Here is a 17671-nt window from a genome sequence, read left to right on the forward strand (position 1 = left end):
TCGAAACGGAAAACTCCTTGGTAAACAATGAGTTACGCGGTTTTCGACAGTGTTGAGCTTCAGATCATCGAAGCCTGGAAGGAGTCGGTCAGGCAGGAAGTTGTCGCTTGATGGACGGTTCGATCTTCTCGGTCGAAAGCGGTAAAAAGAGGTGTTGACAGCAGCGTGTAACGCTGTAGAATTCGCCTCCCGCTGACGAGAGATCGAAAGCGCAAGTGGTTGAAGTTGCAGAGGAAACTTTGAAAACTTCTTAAAATAACCGCTTGACAGATACGCCAGGCGCTGTAGAATGCGCGCCTCGGTTGAGACGAAAGCTCTTAACCAACCGCTCTTTAACAACTGAATCAAGCAATTCGTGTGGGTGCTTGTGGAGTCAGACTGCTAGTCAACAGATTATCAGCATCACAAGTTACTCCGCGAGAAATCAAAGATGTAACCAACGATTGCTGAGCCAAGTTTAGGGTTTTCTCAAAACCCAAAGATGTTTGAACTGAAGAGTTTGATCATGGCTCAGATTGAACGCTGGCGGCAGGCCTAACACATGCAAGTCGAGCGGTAGAGAGAAGCTTGCTTCTCTTGAGAGCGGCGGACGGGTGAGTAATGCCTAGGAATCTGCCTGGTAGTGGGGGATAACGTCCGGAAACGGACGCTAATACCGCATACGTCCTACGGGAGAAAGCAGGGGACCTTCGGGCCTTGCGCTATCAGATGAGCCTAGGTCGGATTAGCTAGTTGGTGAGGTAATGGCTCACCAAGGCGACGATCCGTAACTGGTCTGAGAGGATGATCAGTCACACTGGAACTGAGACACGGTCCAGACTCCTACGGGAGGCAGCAGTGGGGAATATTGGACAATGGGCGAAAGCCTGATCCAGCCATGCCGCGTGTGTGAAGAAGGTCTTCGGATTGTAAAGCACTTTAAGTTGGGAGGAAGGGTTGTAGATTAATACTCTGCAATTTTGACGTTACCGACAGAATAAGCACCGGCTAACTCTGTGCCAGCAGCCGCGGTAATACAGAGGGTGCAAGCGTTAATCGGAATTACTGGGCGTAAAGCGCGCGTAGGTGGTTTGTTAAGTTGGATGTGAAAGCCCCGGGCTCAACCTGGGAACTGCATTCAAAACTGACAAGCTAGAGTATGGTAGAGGGTGGTGGAATTTCCTGTGTAGCGGTGAAATGCGTAGATATAGGAAGGAACACCAGTGGCGAAGGCGACCACCTGGACTGATACTGACACTGAGGTGCGAAAGCGTGGGGAGCAAACAGGATTAGATACCCTGGTAGTCCACGCCGTAAACGATGTCAACTAGCCGTTGGGGACCTTGAGTCTTTAGTGGCGCAGCTAACGCATTAAGTTGACCGCCTGGGGAGTACGGCCGCAAGGTTAAAACTCAAATGAATTGACGGGGGCCCGCACAAGCGGTGGAGCATGTGGTTTAATTCGAAGCAACGCGAAGAACCTTACCAGGCCTTGACATCCAATGAACTTTCCAGAGATGGATTGGTGCCTTCGGGAGCATTGAGACAGGTGCTGCATGGCTGTCGTCAGCTCGTGTCGTGAGATGTTGGGTTAAGTCCCGTAACGAGCGCAACCCTTGTCCTTAGTTACCAGCACGTTATGGTGGGCACTCTAAGGAGACTGCCGGTGACAAACCGGAGGAAGGTGGGGATGACGTCAAGTCATCATGGCCCTTACGGCCTGGGCTACACACGTGCTACAATGGTCGGTACAGAGGGTTGCCAAGCCGCGAGGTGGAGCTAATCCCACAAAACCGATCGTAGTCCGGATCGCAGTCTGCAACTCGACTGCGTGAAGTCGGAATCGCTAGTAATCGCGAATCAGAATGTCGCGGTGAATACGTTCCCGGGCCTTGTACACACCGCCCGTCACACCATGGGAGTGGGTTGCACCAGAAGTAGCTAGTCTAACCTTCGGGAGGACGGTTACCACGGTGTGATTCATGACTGGGGTGAAGTCGTAACAAGGTAGCCGTAGGGGAACCTGCGGCTGGATCACCTCCTTAATCGACGACTCAGCTGCTCCATGAGCTCCCACACGAATTGCTTGATTCATTGAAGAAGACGATTAGAAGCAGCTCCAAGCTTAAAGCTGCAAGCTTCAAGTTTGATTGCGCTAAGCATCAAAATTGGGTCTGTAGCTCAGTTGGTTAGAGCGCACCCCTGATAAGGGTGAGGTCGGCAGTTCGAATCTGCCCAGACCCACCAATTTTGTTATGGGGCCATAGCTCAGCTGGGAGAGCGCCTGCCTTGCACGCAGGAGGTCAGCGGTTCGATCCCGCTTGGCTCCACCATTAACTGCTTCTACTTGTTAGAGTTTAGAAATGAATATTCCATTGTGAATATTGATTTCTAGTCTTTGATTAGATCGTTCTTTAAAAATTTGGGTATGTGATAGAAAGATAGACTGAACGTTACTTTCACTGGTAACGGATCAGGCTAAGGTAAAATTTGTGAGTGACTCTTAAGAGTTTTGCGAATTTTCGGCGAATGTCGTCTTCACAGTATAACCAGATTGCTTGGGGTTATATGGTCAAGTGAAGAAGCGCATACGGTGGATGCCTTGGCAGTCAGAGGCGATGAAAGACGTGGTAGCCTGCGAAAAGCTTCGGGGAGTCGGCAAACAGACTTTGATCCGGAGATGTCTGAATGGGGGAACCCAGCCATCATAAGATGGTTATCTTAAGCTGAATACATAGGCTTAAGAGGCGAACCAGGGGAACTGAAACATCTAAGTACCCTGAGGAAAAGAAATCAACCGAGATTCCCTTAGTAGTGGCGAGCGAACGGGGACTAGCCCTTAAGTGGCTTTGAGATTAGCGGAACGCTCTGGAAAGTGCGGCCATAGTGGGTGATAGCCCTGTACGCGAAAGTCTCTTAGTCATGAAATCGAGTAGGACGGAGCACGAGAAACTTTGTCTGAATATGGGGGGACCATCCTCCAAGGCTAAATACTACTGACTGACCGATAGTGAACTAGTACCGTGAGGGAAAGGCGAAAAGAACCCCGGAGAGGGGAGTGAAATAGATCCTGAAACCGTATGCGTACAAGCAGTGGGAGCAGACTTTGTTCTGTGACTGCGTACCTTTTGTATAATGGGTCAGCGACTTATATTCAGTGGCGAGCTTAACCGAATAGGGGAGGCGTAGCGAAAGCGAGTCTTAATAGGGCGTTTAGTCGCTGGGTATAGACCCGAAACCGGGCGATCTATCCATGGGCAGGTTGAAGGTTAGGTAACACTGACTGGAGGACCGAACCGACTACCGTTGAAAAGTTAGCGGATGACCTGTGGATCGGAGTGAAAGGCTAATCAAGCTCGGAGATAGCTGGTTCTCCTCGAAAGCTATTTAGGTAGCGCCTCATGTATCACTGTAGGGGGTAGAGCACTGTTTCGGCTAGGGGGTCATCCCGACTTACCAAACCGATGCAAACTCCGAATACCTACAAGTGCCGAGCATGGGAGACACACGGCGGGTGCTAACGTCCGTCGTGAAAAGGGAAACAACCCAGACCGTCAGCTAAGGTCCCAAAGTTATGGTTAAGTGGGAAACGATGTGGGAAGGCTTAGACAGCTAGGAGGTTGGCTTAGAAGCAGCCACCCTTTAAAGAAAGCGTAATAGCTCACTAGTCGAGTCGGCCTGCGCGGAAGATGTAACGGGGCTCAAACCATACACCGAAGCTACGGGTATCATCTTCGGATGATGCGGTAGAGGAGCGTTCTGTAAGCCTGTGAAGGTGAGTTGAGAAGCTTGCTGGAGGTATCAGAAGTGCGAATGCTGACATGAGTAACGACAATGGGTGTGAAAAACACCCACGCCGAAAGACCAAGGTTTCCTGCGCAACGTTAATCGACGCAGGGTTAGTCGGTCCCTAAGGCGAGGCTGAAAAGCGTAGTCGATGGAAAACAGGTTAATATTCCTGTACTTCTGGTTATTGCGATGGAGGGACGGAGAAGGCTAGGCCAGCTTGGCGTTGGTTGTCCAAGTTTAAGGTGGTAGGCTGGAATCTTAGGTAAATCCGGGATTCTAAGGCCGAGAGCTGATGACGAGTGTTCTTTTAGAACACGAAGTGGTTGATGCCATGCTTCCAAGAAAAGCTTCTAAGCTTCAGGTAACCAGGAACCGTACCCCAAACCGACACAGGTGGTTGGGTAGAGAATACCAAGGCGCTTGAGAGAACTCGGGTGAAGGAACTAGGCAAAATGGCACCGTAACTTCGGGAGAAGGTGCGCCGGTGAGGGTGAAGGACTTGCTCCGTAAGCCCATGCCGGTCGAAGATACCAGGCCGCTGCGACTGTTTATTAAAAACACAGCACTCTGCAAACACGAAAGTGGACGTATAGGGTGTGACGCCTGCCCGGTGCCGGAAGGTTAATTGATGGGGTTAGCTAACGCGAAGCTCTTGATCGAAGCCCCGGTAAACGGCGGCCGTAACTATAACGGTCCTAAGGTAGCGAAATTCCTTGTCGGGTAAGTTCCGACCTGCACGAATGGCGTAACGATGGCGGCGCTGTCTCCACCCGAGACTCAGTGAAATTGAAATCGCTGTGAAGATGCAGTGTATCCGCGGCTAGACGGAAAGACCCCGTGAACCTTTACTATAGCTTTGCACTGGACTTTGAATTTGCTTGTGTAGGATAGGTGGGAGGCTTTGAAGCGTGGACGCCAGTTCGCGTGGAGCCATCCTTGAAATACCACCCTGGCAACTTTGAGGTTCTAACTCAGGTCCGTTATCCGGATCGAGGACAGTGTATGGTGGGTAGTTTGACTGGGGCGGTCTCCTCCTAAAGAGTAACGGAGGAGTACGAAGGTGCGCTCAGACCGGTCGGAAATCGGTCGTAGAGTATAAAGGCAAAAGCGCGCTTGACTGCGAGACAGACACGTCGAGCAGGTACGAAAGTAGGTCTTAGTGATCCGGTGGTTCTGTATGGAAGGGCCATCGCTCAACGGATAAAAGGTACTCCGGGGATAACAGGCTGATACCGCCCAAGAGTTCATATCGACGGCGGTGTTTGGCACCTCGATGTCGGCTCATCACATCCTGGGGCTGAAGCCGGTCCCAAGGGTATGGCTGTTCGCCATTTAAAGTGGTACGCGAGCTGGGTTTAGAACGTCGTGAGACAGTTCGGTCCCTATCTGCCGTGGACGTTTGAGATTTGAGAGGGGCTGCTCCTAGTACGAGAGGACCGGAGTGGACGAACCTCTGGTGTTCCGGTTGTCACGCCAGTGGCATTGCCGGGTAGCTATGTTCGGGAAAGATAACCGCTGAAAGCATCTAAGCGGGAAACTTGCCTCAAGATGAGATCTCACTGGAACCTTGAGTTCCCTGAAGGGCCGTCGAAGACTACGACGTTGATAGGTTGGGTGTGTAAGCGCTGTGAGGCGTTGAGCTAACCAATACTAATTGCCCGTGAGGCTTGACCATATAACACCCAAGCAATTTGAGTCGAAAGGCCAGATTGCGGTGTTGTGAAGACGAAACGAACCGAAAGTTTGCGACTCACAAAGCACCGAAAGCCATCACATACCCGATTCGCTGGAATGTCGAAAGACACGTCAGCTCAAGAATTTCTTGACGACCATAGAGCATTGGAACCACCTGATCCCATCCCGAACTCAGCAGTGAAACGATGCATCGCCGATGGTAGTGTGGGGTTTCCCCATGTGAGAGTAGGTCATCGTCAAGATTAAATTCCGAAACCCCAATTGCGAAAGCAGTTGGGGTTTTGTTTTTGCGCGGAACAAAACAGCGCTGCACACCCTCACAAATTTGCACAGTTATTTTCAACTCGCGGCACTAGAATAGGTCGATCATTTTCGGAGTCAGAGCCTGTATGCCAGATCCGGTTGACACCTCAGGGCTGTCAGAATTACCGCTGGACGACCTGGTGGGGTGCCATGAGTGCGACTTGCTGATGCGCAAGCCCACACTTGCCCATGGCGAGAAAGCCTTGTGCCCTCGCTGTGGTTACGAACTCTACGCCCATCGACACAATGTGGTGCAGCGCAGCCTCGCCCTGGTGATCGCCGCGCTGTTGTTGTACATCCCGGCGAACTTTTTACCCATCATGCAGCTCAATCTACTCGGGCAGGAGTCGCAAGACACTGTCTGGACGGGCGTTGTCGGCTTGTTCGATACCGGAATGCAAGGTGTTTCGGTGATCGTCTTCCTATGCAGCATGGCCATCCCGTTACTCAAGCTGCTGTGCCAATTGGCCGTATTGTTGAGCATTCGATTTGATGTCGGCCGTAGTTACGGGCTGCTGCTCTACCGGATTTATCACCACTTGCGCGATTGGGGAATGCTCGAGGTCTACCTCATGGGCGTGCTGGTGGCGATCGTAAAGCTGGCAGATATGGCAGCGCTCACTGTCGGCCTTGGTCTGGCATGCTTCATCGGCTTGTTGTTGGTCCAGGTCTGGTTGGAGGTGGTGATGTCGCCTCATCAGGTCTGGCAGGCACTATCAGGAGAGGATGCCCATGCGGGCGATTGATGCAGGCATTCTGATTTGTGCTGAATGCCACGAGTTGAACCGGCAGGAAGCCGGCACTGATGAGCAGGCCTGTACCCGTTGTGGGGCGCTGGTCCACTCGCGACGCCCGAACAGCATCGTCCGTACCTGGGCGTTGCTGATCACCGCTGCCATTCTCTACATACCGGCCAACGTCCTGCCGATCATGACGGTCCGCTCACTTGGCCAGGGCGACCCCAGTACCATCATGTCCGGCGTCATCCAGTTGGTTCAGCACGGCATGATTCCCATCGCTGCCGTGGTGTTCATCGCCAGTATTCTAGTGCCGACCTTCAAGCTGGTTGGTATCGCGTTGCTGTTGTTTTCAGTTCAGCGCCACCAGCCGCTGTCGGCTCGCCAGCGCATCTGGATGTACCGTTTTATCGAGTTCATTGGTCGTTGGTCGATGCTCGACATATTTGTGATTGCCATCCTTGTTGCGGTGGTGAATTTCGGACGGCTTGCCAGTGTCGAAGCCAATCTTGGCGCGATCGCTTTCGCCAGTGTGGTGATTCTTACAATGCTTGCCGCAGTAACATTTGATCCCCGACTGATTTGGGATAACACGGAGTCGGACGACGACCATGACTGATTTGCCTAAAGCGAAAACCCGACCGGCCTCCAACTGGTCCGCCATCTGGGTGTTGCCCCTGATCGCCCTGATCATTGGTGGTTGGCTCGGTTGGCGCGCCTACAACGAAACAGGCATCGAGATTCAGGTGCGTTTCGAGAGTGGTGAAGGCATTCAGGCCAACAAGACCGAAGTGGTCTACAAAGGCATGCCGGTCGGCAAGGTGAAAACCCTCAAGCTCGATGACGAAGGCGCCTCCAAAGCGGTGATTGCCACGGTCGAGATGAACAAGGACGTCGAGCAATACCTGCGTACCAGCACACGCTTCTGGCTGGTCAAGCCGAGCGTAACCCTGGCCGGTATTTCTGGTTTGGAGACATTGGTCTCCGGCAACTATGTCGCCATCAGTCCGGGGGAGGGTGAGCCCGCGCGCAAGTTCAAGGCGTTGGCCGAAGAGCCGCCGCTGTCAGATGCACAACCGGGCCTGCACTTGACCATAAAGGCTGACCGCCTCGGCTCGCTGAACCGGGGAAGCCCGGTGTTCTACAAACAAATCCGGGTCGGTCAGATCAAAAGCTACGTGCTGTCAGAAGATCAAAGTACGGTCGAGCTCAAGGTGTTCATCGAACCAACCTACGCCAAGCTCGTGCGTAAACATACGCGTTTCTGGAATGCCAGCGGCATCAGTATCGATGCCAACCTGTCCGGCGTGAAGGTGCGCAGCGAATCCTTGGCCAGCATCGTCGCCGGCGGTATCGCGTTCGCCACCCCGGAAAACCGCAAGGACAGCCCTCCCACCGATCCGAGCCTGCCGTTTCGCCTGTACGAGGATTATGATGCCGCTGCCGCCGGGATCAAGGTCAAGGTCAAACTCAGCGATTTTGAAGGCCTTCAGGCCGGACGGACGCCAGTCATGTACAAGGGCATTCAAGTCGGTAACTTGAAAACGCTGAAAATCGATCCGGACCTGTCCGGTGCTTCCGCCGAGTTGACCCTGGACCCGCTGGCCGAAGATTACCTGGTCGAAGGCACGCAGTTCTGGGTGGTCAAACCATCGATCTCCCTGGCAGGTATCACCGGCCTCGAAGCGCTGGTCAAAGGCAATTACATCGCAGTGCGTCCTGGTGACAAGGGCGCTACTCCACAGCGTGAATTTATCGCTCGGGCCAAGGCGCCGCCGTTGGACCTGCGCTCACCCGGCCTGCACTTGGTGTTATTCACCGACAATCTGGGATCGCTGGAGGTGGGCAGCCCGATTCTTTACAAACAGGTCAAGGTCGGTTCGGTTCAGAGCTATCAGTTCTCGCGCACCAAGAAGCAACTGGTGATCGGCGTGCACATCGAGAAGGAATACGAAGGATTGGTGAACGCCTCCACCCGTTTCTGGAACGCCAGCGGCGTTACCCTCACCGGCGGATTGACCGGCGGCATTCAGGTCAAGAGTGAGTCGCTGCAAAGCCTGATGGCTGGCGGTATCGCTTTCGAAACGCCACTGGCGAAAGCGCCCCTGCAGAAGCGCATCCCGCGCTTCCGCCTGTTTGCCAGCCACGACGAAGCCAATCAGAAAGGTGAAGTCATCACCATCAAAGTGGATCGCGCCGACGGTCTGCGCAGCGGCACGCCGATACGTTTCAAAGGCCTGGATGTGGGCAAGGTCGAAGATGTCGACTTGAGCGATGACCTGCAGTCGGTGCTGCTTACCGCGCGGATTACCGAAGTACCGGAGCGCATCGCCCGTGCCGGCAGTCGATTCTGGGTGGTCAAGCCTGAGCTGGGCCTGATCAAGACGCAGAACCTGGAAACCCTGGTGACCGGTCAGTACATCGAAGTGCAGCCAGCGGCGAAGAGCGCGGCGCCGCAGAAGAATTTCGTTGCGTTGACCACACCTCCGGAAATTGTCAAATCGGAAGACGGTCTTAGCCTCGTACTGAGCGCCGCTCGCCGTGGATCGCTGAAAATCGGCGTGCCGGTCACCTATCGCGAAGTGACGGTGGGCAAGGTGACGGGGTATGAGTTGGGCCAGACGGCGGACCGCGTATTGGTGCACATCCTGATCGAACCGAAATATGCGCCGTTGGTACGCAGTGGTACGCGCTTCTGGAACACCAGCGGTTTTGGTTTCGATTACGGATTGTTCAAGGGTGCGACGGTCCGGACCGAATCGCTGGAGACGCTGCTGCAGGGCGGTATCGCCTTCGCAACACCGGAAGGTGATCGCATGGGCGCGCCGGCGCGACCGGAGCAGACGTTCCCGTTGTTCGACAAGTTCGAGGATGAGTGGTTGACCTGGGCGCCGAAGATCTCGCTCGGCAAGTAAGGCCCTATCGCGAGCCACACCCAAAATCACTGTGGGAGCGGGCTTGCTCGCGAAGGGGCCGGCACAGACAACCCAAAACCCCCAGACAAAAAAAGGGCCGCCATCCAATGGATCGCGGCCCTTTTCATTTATTGCGCAGGATCAGACCGCATCCAGCTCCGGCTCATCCGACTCGACATTGACCACGGCCTTCACCTGATCGTGACGACGGATGTACTTCCAGTCCGCCTCGTCGATGTAGATGCCGTTTGGCCCACTGCCACCTTCCAGGTCGATTGCCACACTGGCGCAGACCTGCGGTTTCACACTGGCCAGGATCGGCACGAAGCCCAATTGCAGGCTGGTTTCCAGCAATGCCGCCTGGTTACGTTCGTCGATGTCCGCTGCCTCGTCGAGGTAGTACGGCAAACGCACGCGGCCGGCCTGGTCGCGGTCCATCAAATGCAGCAATAGGTACATGTTGGTCAGCGCCTTGATGGTCATTGTGGTGCCATTGGACGCGGCGCCATCGATGTCGGTGTGGATCACCGGCTGGCCGTTGACCTTGGTGATTTCGAACGCCAACTCGAACAGGTCCTTGAGCCCGAGCTGGTTGTGGTTCGCCGCCACCAGGCGCGCCAGGTATTCCTTGGCTTCCTCGTTCTTGTTGTCCTGCTCGGCGCTTTGACTCAAGTCGAATACGGAGAGGGTTTCGCCTTCCTCGTATTGGCCGGCGCTGTGGATGATCTGATCGATGTGCTTGAGCGCTTCCTTGTTCGGGGCGAGCACGATGCGGAAGCTTTGCAGGTTGGACACCTGCCGCTTGTTGATCTCGCGGTTGAACAACGCCAGTTGATGTTCGAGGCTGTCGTAGTCGCTGCGGATATTGCGCAGGGTCCGGGCGATGTCGGTCACGGCGGCGCGACGAGCCTTGCCCAGGGTAAGGGCTTCGTCGGTGCGGTGCGCATAAGCGTTGATCAACAGTTGCAGGCGACGTTCCATATCGTCTTCGCTGTCGAACTTGGCCACGCCCTTGAGACGCACCTGGGCGTACAGCGCCTCGATCTGACCGTCGCTGCGTTGCAGGCCTTGCCAACTGTCCTGGTAGTCATTGAGCAGCGGCAGCAGGTTGTCCATGGAGTCGTCGATCGGGTCCATGAACGGCGTGCCGAATGGCAAGTCTGCCGGCAGCAATTGACGGCGACGCAGGGCGTCGTCGAGGGTGCGCTGCTTGGCTTCCATGTCGCCGATCTGCCGGCCGACCAATTGCAGCTTGGCCGATAGTTGCTGGACGCGTTCGGTGAACGCGTCGCTGGAGCGCTTCAACTCGTCCTGTGCGGCTTCCATCTGCGCCAGTTGTTCGAGCTTGTCACCTTCTTCGGCGCTCAGGGTTTGCGCGCGGCGGAAGTCCTCCAGGGCTTTCTGTGCATCCAGCACTTGCTGGTACAGCGCTTCGGTCTGGGTCTTGCTCGCCGCGCGGTCGGCCGCCACGGCTTGCTGTGTTTTCAGCTGCTTGAGTTCTTTTTCCAGGCGCTCTTTCTGATCGCGCAACGCCGCTCGGTCGGCCAGGGCTTGCAGCGCCGGAGGTTCGATGTGCGAGAGGTCGATGCTCAGGCCTGGCACCTCAAAGCGCTCGCCCTTGAAGCCATCGAGGATCAGCTCCATGGATTTGACCCACTGGCCGTCCTCGTCCAGTGCAATCCCGTGTTCGCCCAGCGGCAGGCTGAACAGCGCGCTGTTGAACAGACGCATCAGGCGCTCGACGTCCTGTTGCGAAAACTCTTCGCGCAGGCGTGCATAGCTATTGTTGTCGGCGTGATCGAGTTGCTGCTTGACCGACTTCAGGCGTTTTTCCAGATCGCGCAGACGTTCATCCAGATCCTCGGCGGAGAACTGTCGCGACTGCGCCAATGCACCGGCCAGTTCATCGTGGGCATCCTTGGCGGCGAGCAGTTGTTGCTCCAACACTTTGACGTCGTCGACCAGCGCGAAGCGGTTCTTCAGTGCCGAGAGTTCGCCGAGCCAGCGCTGGATGCCGGTGATTTCCCGTTCCAGGCGCATCAGCTCCTGGGTGCCGCTACGCTGATCGTTTTGCAGGGCGTCCTGCTCGTTGCGATAGTGCTCGGCCTGGATGGTCAGCTCTTCCTTGCGCGCACTGGCGTAATCCGACCAGGTACCGAGCAACGAGTCGAGCACAGGCGAAATGCGGTGCAGCTTGCCGCGCAGGATGTTGCGCTGGGTGACGCCTGCGGACAGGGCTTCGACCAACGGGCCGGCGGTGACCAGGGAGTTGTAGTCCTGCTCCATGCGACGTACGTCGCGGAAGGCTTCTTCGCACGCGGCGATGTAATCGACGCTACCGGAACGCAGGCTGTGCTCGAACGCATCGAGGAACAGCTGCTTGAGCTTGGCGGCGGTAATTTCGCGCATGTGCAGCAGGTTGATGAACAAGGCCCGGAAGGTTTTCAGGCTCTGTTCACTGGTGGAGCGCAGCGGGATCAGCGTCAGGTCCAGCGGAATCGAGGTGTGACCGCCTACCAGCAGGCGCCGCAGTTCGTCAGGCTTCAGCTCGTAGGCTTTCAGGCCTTCACGCTCCAGGTTGGTGAACAGCTCTTTCTGGCGCAGGCAGGTGTCGTTCTTCTGGTAGTGCGCCAGATCGAGCTTGCCGGCGTAGGCGAAGAACTGGTGACCGAAACCACCGCCAGGACCGCGACCGACCACGCCAATCACGTGCGGGCCGTGAGGCAGTGCGACTTCCACCAGGATGTAGCTCGTGTCCGAGGCGAAGTAGAAACGACGGGATTGTTCCAGGCTGTATTTGCCGAAACTCATGTCCGACATGCGCGCCAGGATGGGAAACTGGAGGGCGTTGATCGACGCGGACTTGCCGAGGTTGTTCGCGCCGTAGACCGACAGCGGCTCTTCCAGCGGGAACAAACCAAGGCTGTAGCCGGCGGTGTTCAAAAGGGCGAAGCGGCGGATGCCGTAGCGTTCCTTGCTCATGCGTCGGTCTCCTGTTCTTCGGCAATGGCGCGGGCGAGGGCGTCTTCTTCGCTTTCCTCGACACCCTCTCCTTCAAATTCGCTCAAATCCAGCGGATCATCGGTTTGCAGCAGTTTTTCGTCGCTGTCTTCGTCGATCAGCACCGGTGCCGGCAACGGCAGCACACTGTGCAGGCTGGCGGCCAGGTCGCGGTCTTGCTGGACCGACAGGCAGACGTCCAGGAACCGGTGCATCGGCGGCAGGAAGCGGTAAACGCCGTTGTCTTCGCTGGCGAAACCGAGCTGGGTCATGCGGCGCATGATTTTTTCTTCAAGCTCGTCCTGGGTCTGTACTTCGGCCTGGATGAACAGATCGCGGTACTTTTCCAGCAGCGACGGCAGTTCGTCGCGACCAAGGCTGCCGCCGTCCAGCACGGCGATCGGGTCACGGCCCTGGTCAGCCAGGTGCTCGACCAGGATGAAGGTGAACAGCGCCAGGCGTTGCGCGGTCTTGTTGACCGCTGCCGCAGCGAGGTCCGGCACGAAGTAGTAGAAGCCCGGGTGTCGCACACCAGTTCAAAGCCCAGGGCCTTGAACAGCGTGCGGTACTGGTCCTGGAAGTTGGACAATTGCGCGTACAGCTCCGGATCGCGGCGGCTGACGTGATAGCCCTTGAACAGCTCGCGAAAGATCGGTGCCAGTTGGGACAGTTCGGATAGATCAAGATGCATGTGGTTTGCTCGCAGAATTCTCGGTGGCATCGGCGGCGGCCGAGAGCAGGGCGAAGGAGCGCAGGCTGACCTGGTGCTCATGTGTGAAGTAGTCGCGACGTTCCAGACGCTCGCGCTTGAAGCGTTTCTCCCGCGACAGGCGCGAGAACCAGTAGAGCAATTCGTCGGTGGCGCCGTCCGGCTCCTGCTCCAGCAGCCAGGTCATCAAGTCCGGCATGGGCAGGGCGTCTTCGCAGCGATCGAGCATCTCCCGAACGGTGCGCGGCGCGCGCGGGGCACCCACGCCGCTGTGGGTTTTGTGGGCCTTGGGGAAACGCGCCGGTTTTGGCTCGAAACGGGCCAGGGCGTAAACATAGGCTTCAACCTGGCTGGCGCTGCCGAGGAACGTGCTCTGCGGCCGGGTGAACATTGGCATCGCCGCTTGCGGCACCGCGTCGATGCCCTTTCGCCGGATGGCCGCCAGGGCCAGGGCCGCGCCACGGGTCACGGCATTGTGGCGTCGAGCCTCTTCACGCAGCGGCAACAGCAGCTCGCGGGCGTGACGCAGCGTCAATTGGGCGCTCGTCTGCATTTCGAGGATGCGCGCGTGGGTGCGCAGCAGCATGTCGTCGTCGACCAGGTGGCCAAGTCGTTGCTGCTCGGTGAGCATTTTCAACAACACGGTTTCGACCTTGCGTACGCCTTGTTCGAAGGCACCGTCGGCGTTCACCAGTTGGATCATCGGCTCGACGTATTCGTCCCAGGTCGCCAGCACTTCGGCGTAACGCTGGCGTAGCGGAATCTGGCGGTCGCTGGTCTTGGCCCGTTCGGCCACGGCCACCAGGGCTTGTTCGTCGTTGGCGAGTTTTTTCAATACATCGCGTACGCGCATGTCGAGCAGGCGCAACTGGCGCGCCAGGTCGTGGCCGTCGCGCACGTCGAAGGCATCCTGGATGTAACCGGCCAGACGCTCGAGGTGGCGCAGGTAAGCTTCGATTTCCAGGCACAGGCCCAGGCGGTGCTCACGACGTAGATACGCCAGGAAGTCATGGATCTGCGCATTGAGCTCGAAACGGTTCGGGCTTTTGGCCACGGGCACCAGGATGTCGAGGCGGATCCACACGTCCAGCAGGTTGGTGATGTCCTGCGGCGTACTGTCCAGTTGCTGGGTCGCCAGCTGCGTGCGCAGTTCGTTGAGGCTCAGTGTGCCTTGGTCGAAGTGCTCGCACAGTGGCTCCAGAAGTGCCCAGTGTTCAGCGAGGGCGCGCAAGACGCGCTTGGGTTCGATCATCGGAATGGCCGGCTGGTTGGCAATTAAAAGCCGCGATTGTACTGCATCGCAGCCCTGTCGATTCACTCCGGGGACGGGCTGTCGCCATTTTTCCCTGGTGCAAAGGCTGGCGGTGAGGTCTATCGATCATCAGCGCGGGCGATCTTGAGCGAACGGCGGTAGAATCAGCGCACTTTAGTTATCCACAAGTGGCCGACCTTTGCTTATCGAGTCCCGTCGCCGCGCTTATTTGACCGCCATGCAGGTGGTCAACTGGCTGCCGCGTACCGAATTGCCCTTCGCCGCCCCCTCGCGGCCCGAGTTGCTGGAGATGCCTTCGCCGCTGGTCGAGGCGCCCCTGGCGCCCGTGGTCGTGGCGGATGCGCCTGTCCAACCGGTGGCCAGGCCTGTCGAGCGAGTGAAGATCGAAGTGCCGAGGCCGTCCTCGCCGAGCACACGTGTCGCCACACCTCCGGTGGAGGAGGAGGCTCCAGCAGTCGTCAAGCCGACGCCAGTGCCGCCGCCGCGGTTCGCGCTGCAATTGCTGCGTGCTGGCCGTTGCCTGCTGCTGGTGGAGTTACCCACAGGCGAACGCTTCCAGAGCCGCGATCCGGCGTATTTGTTGCTCAAGGACATGCTGCGCGCCGCCGGTCTGCCGGACAGCCCGCAGATTGTCGGCGACCCGGTGCGCTGGCCGCTGCTGGCCCGGGGCACCATGGATCAGGGCCCGGAAGCAGCCCGCGACTTCGTGCAGGGTTTTCTCTCGGCCCGGCTGGAGGACGCGCCGTGCGTTTGCGTGTGGCTGATCGGCCTGCCAGCGGTGCGTTTTGCCGGTGAGAGCAACGCTGAATCATTCAACCGAGAACTCCAGGTCGACGGCCTGGGTTCGGTTTGGGCCCTGCCGGGCCTGGAATTGTTAATGGACGAGCCACAGCGTAAGGCTGATGTCTGGCAAGCCATGCGTCGGCTGATGGCGCGCTGGAAAGAATCGAATGACTGACGCTGTATCGTTCCGCCCGATGACCGAGGCGGACCTCGAGGCTGTGCTGAAGATTGAATACGCAGCGTATAGCCACCCATGGACACGCGGGATTTTTCTCGACGGGCTGGGCAAATACCAGATATGGCTGATGTTCGAAGGTTCGCAACAGGTGGGCCACGGGGTGGTGCAAATCATCCTGGATGAAGCGCACCTGCTGAACATCACGGTTAAACCGGAAAACCAGGGCCGCGGCCTCGGGTTGACGCTACTGGAGCATTTGATGTCGATTGCCTATAAGGCCGAGGCCCGGGAGTGTTTCCTCGAGGTTCGCGACAGTAATACTTCGGCGTTCAGGCTTTATGAGCGGTATGGGTTCAACGAGATTGGCCGACGTCGGGATTACTACCCGGCGGTGGGTGGGCGTGAGGATGCGGTGGTGATGGCCTGCACCTTGGTGGAATGATCGCCTGAAAGCATCGTCGGAACCCCGCCCGGAGAAAGCTCGCTCCGGGGGCGTTCCGACGATAACGATCCTGTCAGGGCTTGCCATCCAAAGGCCTGCGCCGCGCCAGTTCAGCCTCATCCAGCCCGTCACCGCCGCCGATTTCATTCTCGTCGACCACGCTCAAATCCCAATCGGCTTGACCGTCATCCCCTGCCTCACGGGCATCCCGAGCACCGTCCTCGCGGATGAGAGTCTCGGGGCTCAGGTCATCGTCGGTGGCTTCGTGGTCAGCGGTCGATGCGCCGGTCATTCCGGCTTCTCGTACGCGCTCCTCGGGCATCAGCTGCTTGCGCTCCTTTTCCGGCAGTTCATCGCCGATCTTCGCGCTGGGCTCTTGCTCGTCGAAATCCAGCTCATGCATCGATCCCATGCGATCTTCGTTGTCATCAATGGGCTCTGGTTGCGCTGCGTCAAATGGACGTCGTGAATCAGTCATGGCAATTCCTCATACTGTGGTCCTTACTTGGGTGGACCCACTGGGCTGCCCAGAATTCCGCCGGCATGGAACACCGGTAATATGCATCTACGGCAATCTGCATCTGATGCGTGACCTCGACGGACGGTTGTCTGTCAAACCAGCGCATCATTATCGAGGCTTCATGCATGAACGAATTACAAGATCTGATTGATAACAACGCGCGTTGGGCTGACGCGATCAAACAGGAAGATCCTGATTTCTTCGCCAAACTGGCCCGTCAGCAAACCCCGGAATACCTGTGGATCGGCTGCTCCGACGCCCGTGTGCCGGCGAACGAGATTGTTGGCATGCTGCCTGGCGACCTGTTCGTCCACCGTAACGTCGCCAACGTGGTGCTGCACACCGACCTCAATTGCCTGTCGGTAATCCAGTACGCCGTTGACGTGCTCAAGGTCAAACACATCCTCGTCACCGGCCACTATGGCTGTGGTGGTGTGCGGGCCTCGATGCAGGACCGTCAGTTCGGCCTGATCGACGGTTGGCTGCGCTCGATTCGTGATCTGTACTACGAAAAGCGTGAAGAACTGGCCACTTTCGCCACCGAAGAAGAGCGGGTCGACCGCTTGTGCGAACTCAATGTGATCCAGCAGGTGGCCAACGTGGGCCACACCAGCATTGTGCAAAATGCCTGGCATCGGGGGCAGAAACTGTCGATTCACGGTTGCATCTACGGCATCAAGGACGGTCGCTGGAAAAGCCTCAATGCCACCATCAGTGGTTTCGAGCAGTTGCCGCCGCAATACCGACTGCGCCCGATCGACGCCCCGTAACAACCGTCAACCCGGACCGGGGCTGCGCCGTTTGCGAAAGAACAGCTGACCATTGGCATTCGGCATTTCGTCGTAGCCGGTAATCCAGCCCCGGCATCCCGGTGAACCACAGCGGCAGGCAAACTGCCGCTGCAGTTTGTCTTCGGTCATGGCGAGGTCCATCGTCAAGCGATCTCCCTTTTTGATGTCCTTCAACGCCCATAACCACAACTCACTCATATCGAGAAACACGTTGGGGTCGCAGCTGTGGTTGAGCAGGCTGCAGAAGAGGGGGTCGAAGACGTGGATCCCCGGCGCGAGCTGGCGGGTGTGCAGGTTGCGATAAGGCAAGAGTTGGCCGGATACCCGGCAAACCCGGCCAAGTCGCAGGAAATCACGCAAGGCCGTGACCGCCACTGCAACACCCTTGGCGTTGGTGACGATTTCAAAATCGTGACGGGAGGGGAAACCACGGTGGACCGGCAACCTGCTGGACGCGTAGATGCCGCCGTCGGTTGATGATTGGGTAACCGGCTGTTTTGTCTGGGCAGTCATAACGGTCCCTGTTGTCTGGGTGCTGCGACCTCCGGCAGCTGACA

At 57.3% G+C, this 17671-nt stretch carries 10 protein-coding genes, 2 tRNA genes, 3 rRNA genes and 1 pseudogene; 11 read left to right on the plus strand and 5 right to left on the minus strand.

Annotation, left to right across the window (positions count from 1 at the left end; translation table 11 throughout):
• Positions 1-487 precede the first annotated feature (487 nt).
• The 8 genes from AB4N33_RS26000 (at position 488) to AB4N33_RS26035 (ending at position 9418) form a co-directional block, all read left to right on the plus strand.
• Positions 488-2024, plus strand: a 16S ribosomal RNA gene (locus tag AB4N33_RS26000).
• Between the two features lie 125 nt (positions 2025-2149).
• Positions 2150-2226 (plus strand) — tRNA-Ile (locus AB4N33_RS26005).
• 10 nt (positions 2227-2236) lie between these two features.
• A tRNA-Ala gene (locus AB4N33_RS26010) sits at positions 2237-2312 on the plus strand.
• Between the two features lie 237 nt (positions 2313-2549).
• Positions 2550-5443: ribosomal RNA gene (locus AB4N33_RS26015) — 23S ribosomal RNA — on the plus strand.
• Between the two features lie 146 nt (positions 5444-5589).
• Positions 5590-5705 (plus strand): 5S ribosomal RNA (gene rrf, locus AB4N33_RS26020).
• The 16S, 23S and 5S rRNA genes sit together here with 2 tRNA genes alongside, the layout of an rRNA operon.
• 147 nt (positions 5706-5852) lie before the next feature.
• A complete protein-coding gene (locus AB4N33_RS26025) occupies positions 5853-6512 on the plus strand; it encodes a paraquat-inducible protein A (protein ID WP_460120864.1) in 660 nt (219 codons plus the stop codon).
• Entirely contained in the window at positions 6499-7122 is a 624-nt protein-coding gene (locus tag AB4N33_RS26030) for a paraquat-inducible protein A (RefSeq protein WP_460120865.1), read from the plus strand. The genes AB4N33_RS26025 and AB4N33_RS26030 overlap by 14 nt, the downstream gene beginning before the upstream one ends.
• On the plus strand, positions 7115-9418 hold the full coding sequence (locus tag AB4N33_RS26035; protein ID WP_476458530.1) for a PqiB family protein: 2304 nt from the start codon (positions 7115-7117) through the stop codon (positions 9416-9418). The genes AB4N33_RS26030 and AB4N33_RS26035 overlap by 8 nt, the downstream gene beginning before the upstream one ends.
• Before the next feature lie 141 nt (positions 9419-9559).
• Here the strand turns inward: AB4N33_RS26035 and mksF are convergent, their stop codons facing one another.
• The 3 genes and pseudogenes from mksF to mksB form a co-directional block, all read right to left on the minus strand.
• Entirely contained in the window at positions 9560-12400 is a 2841-nt protein-coding gene (gene mksF, locus AB4N33_RS26040; protein WP_460120869.1) for an Mks condensin complex protein MksF, read from the minus strand.
• Positions 12397-13109 (minus strand): annotated as a pseudogene (mksE, locus tag AB4N33_RS26045) (Mks condensin complex protein MksE). Before mksE ends, mksF begins: the two are co-directional and overlap by 4 nt.
• Complete coding sequence (mksB, locus tag AB4N33_RS26050) at positions 13099-14379, minus strand: Mks condensin complex protein MksB (protein ID WP_460120873.1); 1281 nt, start codon at positions 14377-14379, stop codon at positions 13099-13101. The pseudogene mksE and the gene mksB overlap by 11 nt, the downstream one beginning before the upstream one ends.
• Before the next feature lie 238 nt (positions 14380-14617).
• Between mksB and AB4N33_RS26055 the strand changes: the two genes are divergently transcribed.
• Complete coding sequence (locus tag AB4N33_RS26055; RefSeq protein ID WP_476458848.1) at positions 14618-15358, plus strand: energy transducer TonB; 741 nt, start codon at positions 14618-14620, stop codon at positions 15356-15358.
• The gene (rimI, locus tag AB4N33_RS26060; protein ID WP_460120875.1) at positions 15351-15803 is read left to right on the plus strand and encodes a ribosomal protein S18-alanine N-acetyltransferase; all 453 of its coding nucleotides are present in this window, start codon (positions 15351-15353) and stop codon (positions 15801-15803) included. Before AB4N33_RS26055 ends, rimI begins: the two co-directional genes overlap by 8 nt.
• A 73-nt stretch (positions 15804-15876) precedes the next feature.
• Here rimI and AB4N33_RS26065 read toward each other — a convergent pair whose 3' ends face one another.
• Complete coding sequence (locus tag AB4N33_RS26065) at positions 15877-16281, minus strand: serine kinase/phosphatase (RefSeq protein ID WP_460140901.1); 405 nt, start codon at positions 16279-16281, stop codon at positions 15877-15879.
• A gap of 167 nt (positions 16282-16448) precedes the next feature.
• Between AB4N33_RS26065 and can the strand changes: the two genes are divergently transcribed.
• Entirely contained in the window at positions 16449-17093 is a 645-nt protein-coding gene (gene can / locus AB4N33_RS26070; RefSeq protein WP_460120879.1) for a carbonate dehydratase, read from the plus strand.
• 6 nt (positions 17094-17099) lie between these two features.
• Here the strand turns inward: can and AB4N33_RS26075 are convergent, their stop codons facing one another.
• On the minus strand, positions 17100-17627 hold the full coding sequence (locus AB4N33_RS26075; RefSeq protein ID WP_476458531.1) for an SET domain-containing protein-lysine N-methyltransferase: 528 nt from the start codon (positions 17625-17627) through the stop codon (positions 17100-17102).
• Positions 17628-17671 lie beyond the last annotated feature (44 nt).

The organism is Pseudomonas sp. S1_E05 (assembly GCF_056337105.1).